Annotated in this window: 11 protein-coding genes; 7 read left to right on the forward strand and 4 right to left on the reverse strand. The window is 40.8% G+C overall.

The window, feature by feature from the left end; all coding sequences use genetic code 11:
- Positions 1-1,524 (reverse strand): DHH family phosphoesterase (locus tag LC605_RS15935; protein WP_229548498.1); only part of this gene is annotated, 1,524 nt, incomplete at its 3' end.
- 212 nt (positions 1,525-1,736) lie between these two features.
- Here LC605_RS15935 and LC605_RS15940 point away from each other — a divergent pair.
- Positions 1,737-2,636 carry an Rpn family recombination-promoting nuclease/putative transposase gene (locus tag LC605_RS15940; RefSeq protein ID WP_229548499.1) on the forward strand — a complete coding sequence of 300 codons (900 nt, stop codon included), beginning with the start codon at positions 1,737-1,739 and terminating at the stop codon, positions 2,634-2,636.
- Positions 2,637-2,984: 348 nt separating this feature from the next.
- Here the strand turns inward: LC605_RS15940 and sbcD are convergent, their stop codons facing one another.
- Entirely contained in the window at positions 2,985-4,238 is a 1,254-nt protein-coding gene (gene sbcD, locus LC605_RS15945) for an exonuclease subunit SbcD (RefSeq protein WP_229548500.1), read from the reverse strand.
- A gap of 251 nt (positions 4,239-4,489) precedes the next feature.
- Between sbcD and LC605_RS15950 the strand changes: the two genes are divergently transcribed.
- Genes LC605_RS15950 through LC605_RS15960 form a run of 3 tightly spaced genes read left to right on the forward strand, consistent with a single transcriptional unit; the run spans position 4,490 to position 9,845 of the window.
- On the forward strand, positions 4,490-6,784 hold the full coding sequence (locus tag LC605_RS15950) for a DUF4011 domain-containing protein (RefSeq protein WP_229548501.1): 2,295 nt from the start codon (positions 4,490-4,492) through the stop codon (positions 6,782-6,784).
- A 56-nt stretch (positions 6,785-6,840) separates the two neighbouring features.
- The gene (locus tag LC605_RS15955) at positions 6,841-8,727 is read left to right on the forward strand and encodes a trypsin-like peptidase domain-containing protein (protein ID WP_229548502.1); all 1,887 of its coding nucleotides are present in this window, start codon (positions 6,841-6,843) and stop codon (positions 8,725-8,727) included.
- A 20-nt stretch (positions 8,728-8,747) separates the two neighbouring features.
- On the forward strand, positions 8,748-9,845 hold the full coding sequence (locus LC605_RS15960) for a hypothetical protein (RefSeq protein WP_229548503.1): 1,098 nt from the start codon (positions 8,748-8,750) through the stop codon (positions 9,843-9,845).
- 228 nt (positions 9,846-10,073) lie between these two features.
- On the opposite strand, the gene cysH is transcribed toward LC605_RS15960, so the two are convergent.
- Positions 10,074-10,799 carry a phosphoadenosine phosphosulfate reductase gene (gene cysH / locus LC605_RS15965; RefSeq protein ID WP_229548504.1) on the reverse strand — a complete coding sequence of 242 codons (726 nt, stop codon included), beginning with the start codon at positions 10,797-10,799 and terminating at the stop codon, positions 10,074-10,076.
- A gap of 971 nt (positions 10,800-11,770) precedes the next feature.
- On the opposite strand from cysH, the gene LC605_RS15970 reads away from it, so the two are divergent.
- Both LC605_RS15970 and LC605_RS15975 read left to right on the forward strand, forming a co-directional pair.
- Positions 11,771-12,307, forward strand: coding sequence for a methanogen output domain 1-containing protein (locus LC605_RS15970; protein WP_229548517.1), 537 nt, complete (start codon positions 11,771-11,773; stop codon positions 12,305-12,307).
- 325 nt (positions 12,308-12,632) lie between these two features.
- Positions 12,633-13,964, forward strand: coding sequence for an ATP-binding protein (locus LC605_RS15975; protein ID WP_229548505.1), 1,332 nt, complete (start codon positions 12,633-12,635; stop codon positions 13,962-13,964).
- Positions 13,965-14,500: 536 nt separating this feature from the next.
- Here LC605_RS15975 and patD read toward each other — a convergent pair.
- Positions 14,501-14,878 (reverse strand): heterocyst frequency control protein PatD, encoded by a 378-nt coding sequence (gene patD, locus LC605_RS15980; RefSeq protein WP_229548506.1) that lies wholly within the window; start codon positions 14,876-14,878, stop codon positions 14,501-14,503.
- A 327-nt stretch (positions 14,879-15,205) separates the two neighbouring features.
- On the opposite strand from patD, the gene LC605_RS15985 reads away from it, so the two are divergent.
- Positions 15,206-17,479, forward strand: coding sequence for a bifunctional (p)ppGpp synthetase/guanosine-3',5'-bis(diphosphate) 3'-pyrophosphohydrolase (locus tag LC605_RS15985; RefSeq protein ID WP_229548507.1), 2,274 nt, complete (start codon positions 15,206-15,208; stop codon positions 17,477-17,479).
- Positions 17,480-17,697: the final 218 nt, after the last annotated feature.

Below are 17,697 nucleotides of genomic sequence, written 5' to 3' on the forward strand. Positions count from 1 at the left end.
ATCAATTTTCAGCAGAGGCTTGAGATGGTGGGGTTCAAGACACTGGTTAGCAAACTCAATCAAACGCGATCGCACCATCTGTAAATTCTCTGCTGGTAGAGAAAATCCCCCGGCTGCTTTGTGTCCACCAAATTTGCCTAGTAAATCGTGACAATATTCCAAAGCTTCAAATACATGAAACTCTGGAATTGAGCGTGCTGAACCGCGTATGTGTCCTTCATCTTCATAAGTACCGATGAACACGGGGACACCGTAGCGTTCCACTAAGCGAGAGGCGACAATCCCAATAACGCCATGATGCCAATTGGGCTGAACAACAATTAATACACGGTCTTTTTGTAGAGACGCAACAAATTCTGTCTCTACATAAGCGATCGCTTCTTGTTCAATTTGCTGACACATCTCCTGGCGAGAAGCGTTGATTTGTTCGCACTGCATTGCTCTTTCCAGCGCCACTCCCATATCATCTGTAGTCAGCAGTTCAATCACAGTCTGGGGATCACCAATCCGACCAATCGCATTAATTCGCGGCCCCAGACGAAACCCGATATCTTCAGGCTTGAGGGATTTTGGATTTTGGATTTTGGATTTTGGATTGCCAATTTTCTCCCCTGCTCCCCCTACTCCCTCATCTCCCCCTGCTCTCCCTGCTTCCTCATCTCTCGCCTGTACACCGCCTACCTGAATCAACGCCTGTACCCCAGGTAAGTTAGATTTGGGTAAATGTTGTAAACCACGTTTCACCCAACGGCGATTTACACCAGTTAAGGGGGCTAAATCTGCGATCGTTCCTAGTGTAAATAGTGCTAGCATCGGCTGGATCAAGCCCTTAGTCTGCCCTAGCTGTTGTGCTAAAGAAACTGCCAAAATGTAAGCAACACCAACACCAGCAACTCCCCGGTAAGGTGAAGATTCGGCTATTAGTTTAGGGTTGAGAATAGCGTTGGCTGGCGGTAATTTTTGAGGGATATCATGATGGTCGGTAATAATAACTGCAAGACCAAGTTCTCTGGCTCTAGCAACTGGTTCAAATGCAGAGATGCCATTATCTACAGTCAGAATTAATCCCACACCTTCGCTGTGAAACTCTTCGACTATGCGTTTATTAATACCGTAGCCTTCGTGCATCCGGCTGGGGATAGCATAATCTACTTGTGCGCCTAAAGTGCGGAGACTGCGTAAAAGTAGAGCAGTGCTGGTCATCCCATCAGCATCGTAATCACCACAAATAGCAATTTTTTTTTGAGAAGCGATCGCATTTTGCAATAACTCCAAACTAATCGCCAAATCTGGGAAATCTTCTAACGGCGAAGGCAAAACTAAAGACTCTGGATCTAAAAATGCTTGTACCTGTTCTGGTGTTTCCATACCCCGATTAATCAACAACTGGCTGACAATGGGTGAAAGATTTGTCAAAACCGCCAGATTTTGAGCAAATTCTGGTTTTTGTGGATAAATCTGCCAGCGCTGATTGGGTAAGTGTCGGCGAGGCTTTGATAGTTCAGATACAGGTCGATCTAGCACAGTATAAAGTTAGAAGTTAGAAGTTAGAAGTTAGGAGTTAGGAGTTTTTAATTGAAAGTTATTTCATAACTCTTAACTCATACATTTCTTCTGTTAAAACACGTTTATCCTACCATCATCATACACAGTATAAGTAATAAACTGAAATTTTACTTTAATTAAGTACTGTCAAGCCTCAGCATATTTTCCAGAATTACAGAACTGTTAATACGATGGCAAAACCCGCAGATGTCAGCACCAAAAAGTTAATTAGTCTTGCACCTGATAACTGGGTGAAATGGGTGACACAAATTCCCGATATTGTGGTTGGAGAAATTCTCAATTCAGAATTTCAGTGGATTAGCAGAGAAAGTGATGTTTTAATTCGTGTTGAAAGTAAACAGTACGGTGAATTTTTGGTTCTCAACGAATTACAATTGCGTCCTTCATCAGAAATGCCGCGACGGATGCGTGCGTATGCAGCCCTGGCGGAAGAGAAATATAAGTTACCAACTTACCCAGTATTAATTAACATTTTGAAAATTGGTGACGAGGAAATACCTAATAGATTTGCATCAAATATTGCTGGTTTACAAGCACGTCAAGATTATCGTGTGATTAATTTGTGGGAGGTTGATGTAAAAATTGTCTTTGAGCAACGATTACCCTCGTTGCTGCCGTTTGTACCGATTCTTCAAGGCGGGGAGAAGGAGTCTACAATTAGAGAAGCACTGCGAATTTTGCGTGCTGATGAACAGTTAAATCAACTGGAAACGGTACTGGCCTTTTTTGCTACGTTTGTGCTAGAGAGTACGTTAGTTCAGGAGATTATGAGGTGGGATATGGCTGTGTTACGTGAGTCGCCTTGGTATCAAGAAATTGAACAGCGTGGTATACGCATCGGTGAAGAACGCGGACTGCGTATGGGTGAAGAACGCGGAGTGCGTATGGGTGAAGAACGCGGACGGCGAGAGGAAATTTTATCTAACATTGAAATGAGTTTAGAGGTGAAATTTGGCAGCGATGGTTTAGAATTAATATCGCAAATAGACCAAATTTCTGATTTAGAGCGTTTGAAAGAAATTTTACGTAGCATTGTTGTGGCAAATACAATCGAAGAAATCCTGTACTAAGAGGATGTTTTAAAAGTATTGGGCGAATAGAATTCCCTACTACACAAAGCTTAGTCCACCTCCGTGGACTAAGAAAAAATCAAGGTTTTTAACCCAGGTCGGTGGGTAAAGTCTCGTGTAGCCGCACCTGTGCCACGGCTAGTAATAAATTAGACTTTTCAAACGTCCTCTCAAACTCTGATTTCTTTGCGCCCTCTGCGGTTCGTTATTCCATATTAATTATTAATTACGAATTACGTTAGCGACGCGCAAAGCGAGTCATCTCCCAAGGGGAGACGCCAAAGGCGAACGAGCTTCATTACGTAGCTTGCTTCTCGCCGAAGTCGAGGTATTACGAATTATTTTAACCTACTCATTAATTGCTGCTTCCAGCCAAACTTCCACTTCATCTGCTAGCAACTTCTGTGCTGCATCCAGCATTGATGCTGCGATATCTTTGAGGTCTTCACGATTGTTCAAGTAAGTTCTCAACGCTTCCATTGGGTCGATGCTGCTACTTGCACTCAATTCGGGAATTCGGGGCCTGGCTAATTGACTGACTAATTCTGCTTGAATGGTGTAGGTATGAGCGGGACTTAAAGCAGTATGTAGAGAAGAACTATCAATTAAATCCATCTGTTCGGAGCGGAGTTTGTAAATGAGCCGCACTACAGCATCTTGAATATCATACTTAGCGATCGCTTTCATTAACACCGCCTGTGGATCATCTGCTTTCGAGATATCCACCTCAATGGTGCGAAAAGTCCGAACTGTTAAGGGACAAAATTCCCACTCGGCGCTTCCCCGCTCCAGTTCTAGCATTACATAACCTTTGTCTTCTTTTTCTTCGCTAAAATCTACCCGCTCAATACTCCCTGGATAAATTACAGGTGGGTCGTTAGATTTATTCAAATTCTGGTGACGGTGAACGTGTCCCAAGGCTACATAGTCAAAACAAGGTCGCGTCAGCAAAGATAGGGGTAGAGTAAAACCTTTACCTACTGCCAAAAAGCGTTCTGCACCCAAGGTAGCATTATCAGACATCAAGTGAGCCAAAAGGACAGTAGGCACATCAGGGTCAAGACGGCGAACTTCCCCTTCTAAGACAACTCGCAAGCGTTCCGTTAATAGTTGGTTAACTTCCGCCAAAGACAAACCTTCAGTCTCTTGGCGAGTCATCAAAGTCGAACGTGTCAGCCAAGGAAGGGTGATTACTTGCACTTTGCCATTACGGGTTTGGATGCAGTGCGTAGTTAATGTATCACCAACTACAAACCCTGGCACTCCCAAAGTGCGGTAAATATTTAAACTCGCTCCTCCCTGTCCTTGGGAATGTTGGTCATGGTTGCCTACTAACAGCACTGTTGGAATATTGGCATCCATCAGCCGGCGAAATTGGCTAGCAAAAGCTTGTTGTACATAAGGTGGTGGTGTAGCATCCGGGAAAGCATCGCCACCAAATATCACCATATCAACAGCATCTCTCAGCGCTCGGTCAATACATATAGAGAGAGTATTGACAAAATCTTCCAACCGTGTATTTAATCCCGTTGCCGGATTGATTCGTCCGTGGGAGAAGCCGCTTCCCATGTGGATGTCGGAGAGATGGAGGATTTTGATCATAAATTTATCTTAAGTCTTACTTGACTATCTGACGTTAAATTGCCATGCCAATCATAATATCGCTTACGGGAGTTTACGCCTCAATAATATGTAACCTCGTGACATTGAGATTTTCAAAGGTGTAGTCCAAACGAATGACAACCCTTGTATCAGCAAATTGTAACAAATGATTATATCTAACAGAAATATTACTTATAATAAGAGTATTAAAACATCAGTTAATTCTTGTACAGCACTGTAATCAGAATCGAATGAATATTTCGGAATTTAAAACAATCCAAGACAAAATTAATATTTGGAAGAAAAAACTTATTGGCGAATCCAATAAAAATCCTTTAGTTGATTTACGCCAAAATCAAAAAAGATTAGTTCCTCTTTTAAGAGACTCTTCATTTTTATATAGTCATTTTACAGAAGATGAGCTTGAATCTTTACTAATCAGTGAACTGGAACCTAAGCAGATGGATGATGACCCGATCAAGGTTCTAGATGAACTTCGTAAAGAGGCTAAATCAACCATTGAAGATAAGGGTTTTAATAGTCTTTTTTTAGTTATTAACACCTTAACATGGTTTAACACCGAAAACCCTCACGAGAAATATGTTTCTCCTATTCTGCTTGTTCCAGTTAGATTAGAAAAAACAGGTAGAAAGTCATTAGAATTTACTCTTCACCCCATAGATGATGATATTGCTGTTAACTTTACTTTAGTCAACAGGTTACGTGATTTTGATATAACGCTGCCTAACAGTGATAGGGTTAAAGAATTGAGCTATGAAGATTTTTTCAATGAAGTTCGTTGTGCGATCGCCGCTAAACAACCTGAATGGGAAGTAAAAGAAACAGCACAGATTACTTTGTTCCCGGATGCAAAAGCAGCAATGATTCAAGACCTGGAACAAAATCAAGAGAAGATAGCTACTCATCCTATACTGCAAGAGCTAGCTTTAGACAGAACATCTGAGAATGTCAAGAATTCGTCTATTCTCCAAGAGAAAGAACTTGATCAAATAGACTATTCATCGATTTATCAGATATGTGATGCTGACTCCAGCCAGCAAGTAGTTATAGAAGCTGTCAAGGCAGGATTTAGTTGTGTAGTGCAGGGGCCGCCTGGTACAGGAAAAAGCCAAACTATTGTTAACATCATCACTGAGTTAGTCGGTCAAGGAAAGAAAGTGCTTGTAGTTGCAGAAAAGCAAACTGCTTTAGAAGTTGTTTTTGACAGACTAAAAAAGAGTAGATTAGAAGATATTTGTCTGAATTTACACCATGAAGTTACAAAAAAAGCCAAAGATTTTTTCAATCAACTAGAGCAAACTTTCCATGAGCTTTCAGAAAAAAATGAAGCACAGCAGCGAGATTGGGAACCATTCTTTAAACCTTTATGTGACTATCGAAAAATTCTCAACGATCATGTGAAAAGCTTACATGAAAAGAAGCAACCATTAAATAAGTCTGCGTTTGACTTGTATGGTGAAATTCTCAGATTAGAAAGAGAAAATGTTCCTCCACTAGAGTTTAATCTTTCTAATCTGCAAGATTGGCCAGAACCTAGATTGTTAAATGCAAAAATTTTTCTAGAACAACTCGGTCAATTTGAAGCTATATTCCGGGGTAGACAAAAAACGATATGGTCAAATAGTCCACATTTCCATTTCGTTAAAGGGGGAATATATGACCGTGGTGGTCGCGGAGACAATATAGGTGAAGCAGAGGAAGTTGCAAAGCTGACAGTTCAGCATTTTAAACAACACTCTCAGCAATCTTTGGGTATTATTACCTCAAGTAAACAACAAGCAAAAGCCATCTGGGAACAACTCAAACAAATAAGTATTAAACATCCTGAGATAGAAGAATTTTGTCAAGAAAACTCTGATAAGTTCTTTGTCAAAGCAATCGATGATGTTCAAGGTGATGAACGAGATGTGATTTTTCTAAGCTTTGGCTTTGGTTTTGATAACAAAAATCCAGGTAAGTTAAATCACAGCTTTGGTTACTTCAGTAAAAAACAGCAAGATTTAGGGAAAAGAAGATTAAATGTTGCAATAACTCGCGCTAGATGCAAGTTTGTATTAGTCGCTTCGATTAAACACGAGAATATTAACGCCGGAGTCAGTCCACAAGCTGCATTGATTAAGAAGTATTTTGCATACGTTGAAAGTGGCGCTCAAAAACTAGATGAAAAGCATGATGATCGTCTGTCTCACTTAGACTTACCTTTTGAAGAAGATATATATCAAGTTTTAACAGAAAGGGGATACGCAGTTAAGAAAAGGGTAGGTCGTTCAGCTTATCCAATCGACCTAGTTGTGATGAATAATTCAGAGTCAGAAACAGAAGAGTCTCTTCTAGGGATTGTGTGTGATGGCGGAACTTATAGTAAATATCCCACAGCACGCGATCGCGATCGCCTCCGTCAAGAAGTCCTACAAAAATTAGGCTGGCGTATTTACAAAATTTGGTCTTGTGAGTGGAATCGCAACCGGGAAGGCCAAATTAATCGGCTCATAGAGCATATAGAAAATTTACCCAATCAGAAATAAACACAATTGCTAATGTACTCTTACAAATATCAATTTAAAGAAGACTGAAATTGTCTATGGTAATAACACAAATCGAAGAACTATTAACCAAAATTCAACAGTTGCAATCAATTATGATTGCGGTTGCAACTGATGCATATCGGAATCCCATTAAAGAGAAAGAGAAAACCTATATAAAACTCTACAAAGATATTATAGACATAATTGAATTTCTTGAAGAAGAAGGGATTATTATCGAAAATCATAATCCTTTTAAATCTCTTTTAGAATGGCGCGATCGCTGGTCATATTTCAAAAGTGGATATGCTTCAAAAGCCGGATATATTCATGACCTATACAACAACGGTTTCAATCAAATTAATATTATTTCATGCCAGCATTATATCAAAGATAAATCCCAAGAAGAATTAGTTGATGAGTGGCAAATATCACGATTTGAATCTCTGATAGCAAAGATTAAACAGTTAAAGTTAACCATGCTTTCAGTAGCTACTCAAGGAAAGCCTGTTGACCTAGTTAAGTCTGAAGATGAGGGCTATAAAAAGCTTTATTGGGAGGTCAGATTACAAATAAGTCTCCTTCGAGAGATAGGTATAGATGCTCTAAATCCCAATCAATTTCAATCTCTTTGGCAATGGTATAATTACTGGTCATTTGAGCTAGATAATGTAAAAGCTGTGCGAGAAGAACATATTGAGAATCTATATGAGACTTTGCTTAAAACAATTGAAAAATCTTTAAAAAGGCACTGGTTACAAAAAACTTCACTAGAAGAGTTTTTTCAGGATTTGAAGCGTCGATTTAATCAGATCACTTATACCCAAACTACTACAGATTCTATAATCATAACCCCAAATTTAAGCAACAATGTGCAAACATCTAATCTCAAATTAGATGAGAGATTTCAGCAACCAATATCGGAAACTGTCGCTGATTCATTCTCTGTCCCAGCTACTCAAGCTGTTGAAAATTCATTATTTACAACTGAGTATTCTAGTTTAAGTTGGACAAATGAGAACGTTATGAATCCTGAAATATTTTTAGATCAGCAAGATGTTACACGATTAATCATGGCACTAAATCAGTTTGCTCTAAAGGTGACTGTAGCTAACGATCGCCAAAATTTTTTAGAAAATGCTGGTGTTGATTTTGCATTTTTAAGTAGTTTGAGATTTGATACTCCACCTAATACATTTGCCCAATCATTAGTATCAGCATTTAAAAATTATCAAATCTCTTATCAAAACTCAAATTATCACCCATTAGTAAATGTACTTAAGTCTCTATGCGAATTAGATTCCATTTATGGATTAAAATACCAAAATGTAGAATTATTTACTCGATTAGTTGAAAAAGGCCAGGAAAACTTTAAAGCGTTAGCTGCTCGTAATACAGTTGGCAGAATTGAATCACCTATAGGAAGCCCCATAGGTACAGGAGTATTAATTACAAAAAATTTATTATTAACCTGTAATCACATTTTTAGTAAGAGCCAAGTCCAAAAAGCATGGGTGCGCCTTGGCTATAAAGATGGAGGTTACGAATCCGAAAAAAATGTTTTGGAATTAGATTTTGTTAGTAATAATAGCCACCTTGATTATGCATTATTGAAAATCAACGTTCAAACACAACAAAAACCAATTTTTATAAATGAAACATCTATATTAGATAGTGGTCAAGATGTTCGTATTATCCATCACCCACAAGGAAATCCAGTGATAATTTCTGACTTTGGACAAATTACACAGGTAGGAGAAGATTACATTGACCATAATGTGAAAACTGATCACGGTTCCTCTGGCGCACCAATTTTTAGTCGCCAATGGGAATTAATTGCAATTCATCAAGGAAATCCTGGTATAGGACGTTCTGTGACTCCAGGTTCAACGGGAGGTATTCCGATTCGTGCTTTTTGGAATCAAATTTCACAGCATTTAGCTTGATGTAGCAGAGGAATAATTTCATGAACTTTTTCCAGAGTTTATCTGAAACTTTCAGCCGTGAGGCTCCAAAATATAAAACACTTTCTCTACCCAAATATCGAGTTGATGTAGACTACGATGAAAAACCCATTGTTGCAGGTGAAGCCTATTGTCGTATCTGGCTAGTGGAGATGCGCTTGGCTAAAGATGTAGAATGGTTCAAGCAAAGATATCCGGTGGTTCATGCTGCTGTTCGCTTCAATCACGGTGGGAAATCCGTAATAATTCCCTATCTAGCTGCACCTGGACAATTAGAAAAATCAATAGCAGATAATTTGGATAAAGTTATTCAATGCAACTATCCTCTCACATCCTTATTTCCCTTCAATGAAGGATTAGTCGAGTTACAAGCAGGTTTATTTAGCATAGCTAATAATGACTCCATCGGTAAATTTATTAAGACGATGGGCAGATTTTCTGAATTGCTACCTGTACCGGAACTTTCAAGTGTTATAAAGCTGGCAGAACCAGTATATCGAGGTATTGAAGATTTACTCGATATTGGCGATAGTCGCTTAGAACTAGGCTACCAACAAACATTTTCTGAAGCTGATGGAGGTGGTAGTAATTCCTTGAAAGCAGGTTATTTTGCCGCAGTTTTGGCGCAGGATAATAAGATAAACAGCGATAACCTTTGTATTGTAAATGATAGCCTTTGTTTTGGTTCACCTGGAACAACCAAAACTTTTGAGCGTGATGGCAAACCCCTAGAAGGCTACAGCTATATGCTGTTTCGTCTAGAAAAGCGCAAACAGCAAGATTGGGAGTCATTAAAAACTATAAAAGAGCTAGTTACTCAAGCTCAAAATGCTATTTCTTCGGGCGAATATGAGAAAGTAAAAAAATTTGTTTTACCTGCTATTGAAATAGCTATTCTCCAAAGTCCTGATGTAACTAAAGCTGATCGACGCAATATAAGATTAAAAATTGAAGAGGAATTGAAGGAACTTGGTTTGCAATCTACAAAACTGCAAAAGCGATCGCTTTACTCAATTATGCAGCGACCTTTGCCACAAATTGACGCACTGAGAGAAGCTGAATTAGCTTCTTTAGAGCAGCTTTTTCAGCCCAATGGCTAATAAACTATTATCTAAATTTGTTGTGTAAAACTCTTATTTAACCGCAAAGGCGCAGAGTAAGGAAAGGTTGGGGGAAATTCTTCTTTTCTTCTATTCCCCACTTCTAAGCTGTTACGTATACAACTTGCATTATCAGGGCGGGCAGGATGCCCACCCCACAATCATCTTGAAAAAATATTAGTGCAAATTGAAGGCGCAACAGCTTACTCCCTACTCCCTAACTTCTCCTTAAATATGAATTCCACATTCTGTTTTATCACTTCCCCGCCAGCGTCCGGCGCGTTCGTCTTCGCCTTCGCCTACTTTGGTGGTGATGGGTTCGTCGCCGATGCTGGGATAACCTTTGTCGTGTAGGGGGTTGTAGATGACACCGTGTTCAGCCACGTAAACCCAGCTGTCTTGGCGTGTCCAGGTTGCTATAGGATTTACTTTCAGCCGACCTTTACCGTCTAATTCAAATATGGGCATATTTGCACGGGTTACTGCTTGGTCACGGCGGCGTCCGGTAATCCAAGCCACACTGTTGAGTTCATCTAGACCTCGTAGCAGTGGTTCAATTTTTGTAATGTGGTGGAATTTGGCAATATCTTTGTCCCAGAGTTTGTCGCCATATTTGGCTTCAAAGGCTTCGCGGGTGTCTACATCTGGAGTTTTGAAAGTTTGCAGATCCAGGTTATAGATTTGTATGGCTTTGGCTACCAATTCTAGGCTTTCAGGGAAGTGGTGTAAGGTGTCGAGAAAGATTACAGGAACGGGATGCTTCAGTTCAGTGTAAAGAATATGAGTAATTATCATGTCATCCACGTTAAAGGCGCTTGTTTGCACCAGTCCCGTTGGGATATTTTCTATAGACCATGCCAGTATTTCTTTGGGAGTGGCAGTTTCAAATTGCTCATTTAATTTTTCTAAGTCAAAAGCGATCGCTTGGTTTCTAGATGCCGTGGAGACTGTCATGATAATCTTCTATTCAAATATTTTTACCTTGATTAAGATTTATCTTACCCCAAAAAGGCGCGTATTCCGCTCGGAGATAAGGTAATTATTTGGTTCGGGAATTACTACATTATGGGTGTTGAGCATGGGGCATGGGATACTTAGCTTTGTCGTTGGCCCAGCCTCTCGTAGAGAAGTATGGGGCATTGGGGGTTGTCCTATTTTTAATATTCAGTCAAAAGGAATACCTAAGTAAAAATAACAGTATTTACTAAGAAACTTTACGTAAATTTAAGTTTCGCAGCGCTTTTATAAATATTTATACTGATTTTGATATGGTTAAGGAACAATTAATAAAAAGGATTTTACTGATAATGAACAATTCAAAATCCCGCAATCCTTTGGGCGAATCTATAATTATGGGCGCCCTAATGATGTTGACCAGTGTCAGCATTATTACAATAATGAACTTTTTCTAAGATAAAGATTTCTAATTTTAGCAATAAGACTTCACGTAGCCCCGGTCAGTTTTGAGCGGGGCTTTTACTTTTCTGCTCCACATATGTCAGGGCTGTTCGCGGAGCGTTCCCGTAGGGTAGCCCTGACTACAAACTAAAAGCTTTTATTTTTTGTGACACTTGTGTAAGTCCTATAAAGCAATACACTTGGGTTAAGCATTTCCTTCTTCTCCTTCTCTCTGTGTTCTCTGCGCCTGGAGTGGTAGCCTGCGGCAAGCCGCAACTCTTACCAGACGCACTCGCGTTTGCGTCTACGTAAAAAAAAAAAGAGTTTCAGCCCTTTTGTGAACCGTATTGTCCTATAGAGTTAGTGCTATTCCATCTAAAGTTGATGTGAGTTTTGTACACAGTTAGGGAAAACTATTATAGGTATACATGGTATTTAATTAAAGGATTTTGGTGTTTCACTGACTTTCGTTTAACTAAGCGCCATTGATGCTTGTCCTAGCTAAACATCCAGAAAATAACACCATCATGGTTGACGTATCTTTGCTCGAAAACCAAATAAAATCCTTGGAATTACCGATTGAGCGCGATCACTTTCTGCGTACAATGATTCGAGAATTGGCTGGAACCTTACAAGATGTCGTTGGGATTGAACAGGCGGCAGGCTTTTTGAATGTGGTTGGCTATCGAACAGGTCAACAGGTCAATGAACTCTACCAGAATGCTTTGCAACTGTCAAATCTTTCTCGGGAGCAGGTAACTACCGTCCTCGTAGATTGGAAACGCCGGATTCAAGGCGACTTTTACGTGATTGAAGAAACTGATGAGAAGATCGTTTTAGGCAACCGCAGATGCCCCTTTGCAGAGCAGGTACAAGGGCGGGAAGCCATGTGTGTCATGACATCTAATATTTTTGGCGCGATCGCAGCCGACAATCTCGGCTACGCTAGAGTCGAGTTACAAGAGACGATCGCCAAAGGCGCTCAGGAATGCAAAATCGTCATTTATCTCAAACCTAGCAAAGTATTAGAAGACTTTGCAGGACAAGAATACTTCAAAGGATAGTAACAGGGAGGGGGACATTTGCAGACTACAACCCTCTCCCTGTAATAGACATAGGAGTGAAAAAGAATCTCAAACCCTTATCCTGTCTAGGTGAAAACCTAATTTCTACCAGATGTCTAATAGACATAGGAGTGAAAAAGAATTGTTTTGACGTAGCACTGCTACGTCCTACAAGGGTTCTGGGTAACGCATATTTAATTTCTACCAGATGTCTAATGTATACCGGGTGAAGTTGATCCCTCAAAGCATAGTTTAATCTCTTCAATTTTGCCCCATCAGTGCTACGAGCAATGGTAAAGATCCCTGCTTCAATAGTTCAACATCGATGACACCTGATCAGTTTTTAGCGTTTGCCCAGATTTTACCAGAACCTCTGCTTCTTGTGACTAGCGCAGGTGAAATGTTGGCAGTCAATCAACCTGCTGTCAGACTCTTTAGCAAGACGAGTAAAGAACTCATTGGTCAACATCTTACCGAGTTTGTCACTGATTCTTCAGAGAAGATCATCGACTATCTTCGAGTTTGCTCCCAAAGTCGTCAAATGATTTTGGGGGCTTTAACCATCCATCAAGATCAGGGAGAGGAAATTCCTTGTTGTGCTAGAGGAGCTGTGATCCAACCGCGATCGCTAGAAAGTCCAGCCATCAATTTACTGCGGTTAGAAAAGCGAACGAGTAATGAATTCGTTTTGCTTAACCAACAAATTCATGCGCTGAGTAAAGAAATTCAACAGCGCCAACGCATTGAGGTAGAACTCTCACGATCAAATGAAACTTTAAGACAAACTCTGATCAAACTGCAAAATGCCCTTGAAGTCGTCCAAACCGAAAAGATGTCTGGGCTAGGACATTTAGTCGCAGGGATTGCCCATGAAATTAATAATCCGGTTAGCTTTATTCATGGAAATCTGACCTATGCCAGTGAATACTATGATGATTTACTGAAACTGATTCACCTCTATCAACAAGAATATCCCAATCCGGGCCTAGTGATTGAGCAGGAAACTAAAGCCCTGGATCTTGATTTTATTGAAAAAGATATTAAAAAATTACTCCAGTCAATGCAGACAGGTTCCCAGCGTATTAGCGAGATTGTTAAATCTTTGCGAAACTTCTCTCGATTAGACGAAGCAACATTCAAGGTGGTTGATATTCATGAGGGTTTAGAGGCTGCATTGATGATTTTACAAAGTCGCCTTAACCCTAGCGATCGCCATTCTGCTATTGAAGTGATTAAGGAATACGGAGAATTACCTTGGATTTCCTGTTCTCCTGGGCAAATCAATCAAGTGTTTATGAATCTCCTGAATAATGCAATCGATGCTTTAGAAGAAGCTGAACAACTGCGATGGTCTGCAACCGACCGTAGGTCATCGCCCCAAGCAATGGAAAATTATCCTAGTCGGATCTGGATTCGCACCGACAAACTAAGCGATCGCTACATTAGAATTCGCATCAAGGATAACGGTAGCGGAATCCCTACCGAGATTCATCATCAGATATTTAATCCCTTCTTCAGCACTAAGCCAGTCGGCAAAGGGACAGGATTAGGATTATCGATTTCTTACCAAATCATCGAGAGCCATGATGGTCGAATTAATGTGATATCTGATCTCGCTTGGGGAACTGAATTTAGTATTGAGTTGCCCATTGTTTAGCGCTCAAAACTTTACAGCTATTTTCAGGTAAATAGACCACGGGGTAAGGGCACAGCGTTGCTGTACCCGGACGACAGATATGGTTAAAATACATTAAAAATTATGTAAGAACCGTGTTATTACGTAGTTTTGCCATCAAAGAATTTCAAATAAGGATGCGATCGCTATTTACTTTAGGGACTTCCAAGAAATAAATTACCCAAGTAAACGAACCACAGAGCCACAGAGAACACAGAGAAATCAGGAGGAGAGAGTTTTTTTGAGTATTTTTTTATTTGGAAGTCCCTTACCCCTAGTGACCAATGGCCATACCTGCAACTCTTGTAGAGACGTTGCAATGCAACGTCTCTAGATTCTTTTTCACTCCTATGTCTAGTAGGAGCTTATATCCGCCGCACAATGAATCTTCTTATGAAGGGAGTCGGATTGAGTATTCTTCTTCCCCATTTTCTATTCCCATCTTGTTAGCAAAATAACTTTCCAGTATAGTTCATAAATGGGATGATTGACTAATTAGAGAAAAAGGTGAACAATTGTTATTTTTCTCCCTCCGCTTCTGGTTGCAGAATGGCATTACAGTATTGAATGAGGGTTGTCAAGCGATCGCTAATCGTTTGAAGTCTCGTTTGTGCAGTAGATGCTTGCCGCGCTCCCTGGAAAAACATCACATCTATTTCCAACAGGCGCAATTGTTTGCTCATCTCGGTTTGATAAGACTGCACTCGCGAGTCTTCTCCTTGCAAAGAGGGTTCGCCAACATCAGCCAAAGGCACAATCTGTTGCCCAAAAAATTGCTGCAACGAGGCTACACGCCGTCTTAGTTCGGGTGCAGCTATCTGTGTAGTTGTGGCATCGGAGCGTAATTGCTCTAGCAAGGTTACGAGTGCCAGATATTTCTCAGGGTTTAAAGACATCCAGTGCTAGTTAAGATAGTATTAATGTCAAGTAATTTTTCTTCTACAATAAGCTTTCTTAAGCGCTGATTAGCACTAAAAGCCTCAAATCATAGTTTGAGGCTTTGTTTGCCATCAATGGATTTTCTTTTTTTATGATCCTTGAAATTCAAACTGGATGACTACCAGACACCCTTGTTCCTCTCTACGAGACGCGGTAGCGTTCGCTAACGCTAATTGGAGAATCATCCTGATACTGCTTCTTCCAGAGACAGCATCTTTTCAGGGTGATGCTGCTAGTTTTACTTATCATTCACTTATCTACCAATCCTCTCTAAACCCAATTTTATGAGCAGTATAGCGATAAATTCATCAGTTGATCTTGCCATTCCCGAATGGTTAAAAAAATGTTTGAAGGAGTCATCGACAAGTTGTAGCGGCGCAGATGAAGATGACCGAAGGCATAGTGATGCAGTGTTGATTGGTCGAGCATTTGAATTTGCTTACCAACTCCATCAAGGTCAAAACCGCAAATCGGGAGAAGCATATATTGCTCATCCCATTGCTGTGGCTGACTTGCTCCATGACTTGGGAGGTAGTGCTGCGATGATAGCAGCTGGATTTCTCCACGATGTCGTTGAAGATACAGAAGTTACAAGCCAAGAAATAGAAGAACGCTTTGGCCCAGAAGTGCGCCAATTGGTCGAAGGTGTCACCAAGCTTTCTAAAATCAATTTCACTAGCAAAACCGAAAGTCAAGCCGAAAACTTCCGGCGGATGTTTTTGGCAATGGCGCAAGATATTCGGGTAATTGTGGTGAAATTGGCAGATCGTTTGCATAATATGCGAACTTTACAATATATGTCAGAAGCCAGTCGCCGCCGCAGTGCCCAAGAAACGCGAGATATCTTTGCACCTTTAGCTAATCGCTTGGGGATTTGGCGGATTAAGTGGGAACTGGAAGATTTGGCTTTTAAATATTTGGAACCGGAAGCTTTTCGCCAAATGCAAGACCTTGTTTCCGAAAAACGGACGGCGCGAGAAGAGAAATTGGCTAAAGCTACAGATATTTTGCGAGAACGTTTGCAGCAAGCCGGAATCCAGTTTCAGGATATCAGTGGTCGTCCCAAGCACCTTTATGGCATTTATCAAAAAATGCACCGCCAGCAAAAGGAATTTCATGAAATTTACGATTTGGCTGCGCTGCGGATTATTGTTCAAACCAATCAGGATTGCTATCGGGCGTTGGCGGTGGTTCATGATGCTTTTCGGCCAATTCCTGGGAGATTTAAGGACTATATTGGACTGCCAAAGCCTAACCGTTACCAGTCATTGCACACTGGGGTGATTGGCCTAACTGGTCGTCCTTTAGAGGTGCAAATTCGGACGATAGAAATGCATCATATCGCCGAGTATGGGATTGCTGCCCATTGGAAGTACAAAGAAACAGGAGGTTCTAGTATTAGCCATTTGACAGGGACAGATGACAAGTTTACTTGGCTGCGGCAACTGCTGGAATGGCAAACTGATCTCAAGGATGCACAAGAATATCTTGATAGCGTTAAAGACAATCTATTTGAAGATGATGTCTATGTCTTCACCCCTAAGGGGGATGTTGTCCCTTTAAGTCCTGGTGCTACGAGTATAGATTTTGCTTATCGTATTCATACCGAAGTGGGAAACCATTGTGCAGGGGCGCGAGTGAATGGGCGAATAGTACCACTGTCAACGCGGCTACAAAATGGCGATATTGTAGAGGTTCTGACTCAAAAGAACTGCCATCCGAGTTTGGATTGGTTGAACTTTGTCAGGACTTCGGCGGCAAAATATCGAATAAAACAATGGTACAAGCGATCGCGCCGAGAAGAAAATGTCGCCCGTGGACGGGAATTGTTAGAAAAGGAACTTGGTAAAACTGGTTTTGATAGTCTGCTAAAGTCCGATGCGATGGGGACTGTCGCCGAAAAGTGTAACTACCACAGCGTGGAAGATTTACTCGCTGGTTTGGGTTACGGTGAAATTACCTTGAACCTAGTGCTAAATCGTTGGCGAGAAGTGGCGAAGGGACAACAACCAGTTTCCACTGTGCCGCTATTTATCCCCAAAGAACCAACTACATCAAAAAGTTTGCGAGATCTACCTCCAACTACTTCACGTTCCACAGATTCGCCAATTGTTGGGGTAGAAGGTTTGGTGTATTATTTAGCTGGGTGTTGTACCCCGATTCCTGGCGAACCAATTATTGGTGTAGTGACGCGAGGTAGGGGGATTTCAATTCATCGCCAAGGCTGCCATAATCTGGAGACTGTGGAGTATGAGCGCTTAGTACCAGTTAGATGGAACCCAGCCGCCGAAAATAGTGGTCGTCCGCACACGTACCCAGTGGATGTTCAAATTGAAGCCCTTGACCGCGTAGGGGTGCTAAAGGATATTTTGTCACGGTTGAGTGACCAAGGGATTAATGTCCGCCACGCTCAGGTGAAAACCTCTATTGGTCAACCTGCATTGATAGACTTAGGAATAGATATACGCGATCGCTCTCAACTAGAGCAAGTGTTCGTCCAAATTAAGAAAATGAGCGATATCTTGAATATCCGCCGCGTTGGTCAAATTGACGAGTAGGTGTCTCAATTGAGGTGGTAAAATGGCACTTACTTAAGCTGGATTTAGATCCCCGACTTCTTCAATAAGTCAGAGATCTGGGCAGCAACTTTTGCTTAAGTAAGTGCTATTCATTTGTCGGATGGGTTAATGCAGCATTTGAACTTGGTAATCATAGTTCCTTTGTCATCAAGTTCAAGGCGATCGCTTCAGAAAATAGATTGTGCTTACCTAACCGT

The organism is Nostoc sp. CHAB 5836 (genome assembly GCF_020829445.1).
Lineage (GTDB): Bacteria > Cyanobacteriota > Cyanobacteriia > Cyanobacteriales > Nostocaceae > Nostoc.

Excerpts from the sequence above, each read along its gene's own strand:
- sbcD (WP_229548500.1), bottom strand. The coding sequence starts at position 4,238 with ATGATCAAAATCCTCCATCTCTCCGACATCCACATGGGAAGCGGCTTC.
- LC605_RS15960 (WP_229548503.1), top strand. The coding sequence starts at position 8,748 with ATGAACTTTTTCCAGAGTTTATCTGAAACTTTCAGCCGTGAGGCTCCA.
- patD (WP_229548506.1), bottom strand. The coding sequence starts at position 14,878 with ATGTCTTTAAACCCTGAGAAATATCTGGCACTCGTAACCTTGCTAGAG.
- LC605_RS15985 (WP_229548507.1), top strand. The coding sequence starts at position 15,206 with ATGAGCAGTATAGCGATAAATTCATCAGTTGATCTTGCCATTCCCGAA.
- cysH (WP_229548504.1), bottom strand. The coding sequence starts at position 10,799 with ATGACAGTCTCCACGGCATCTAGAAACCAAGCGATCGCTTTTGACTTA.
- LC605_RS15970 (WP_229548517.1), top strand. The coding sequence starts at position 11,771 with ATGGTTGACGTATCTTTGCTCGAAAACCAAATAAAATCCTTGGAATTA.
- LC605_RS15950 (WP_229548501.1), top strand. The coding sequence starts at position 4,490 with ATGAATATTTCGGAATTTAAAACAATCCAAGACAAAATTAATATTTGG.
- LC605_RS15955 (WP_229548502.1), top strand. The coding sequence starts at position 6,841 with ATGGTAATAACACAAATCGAAGAACTATTAACCAAAATTCAACAGTTG.
- LC605_RS15940 (WP_229548499.1), top strand. The coding sequence starts at position 1,737 with ATGGCAAAACCCGCAGATGTCAGCACCAAAAAGTTAATTAGTCTTGCA.
- LC605_RS15975 (WP_229548505.1), top strand. The coding sequence starts at position 12,633 with ATGACACCTGATCAGTTTTTAGCGTTTGCCCAGATTTTACCAGAACCT.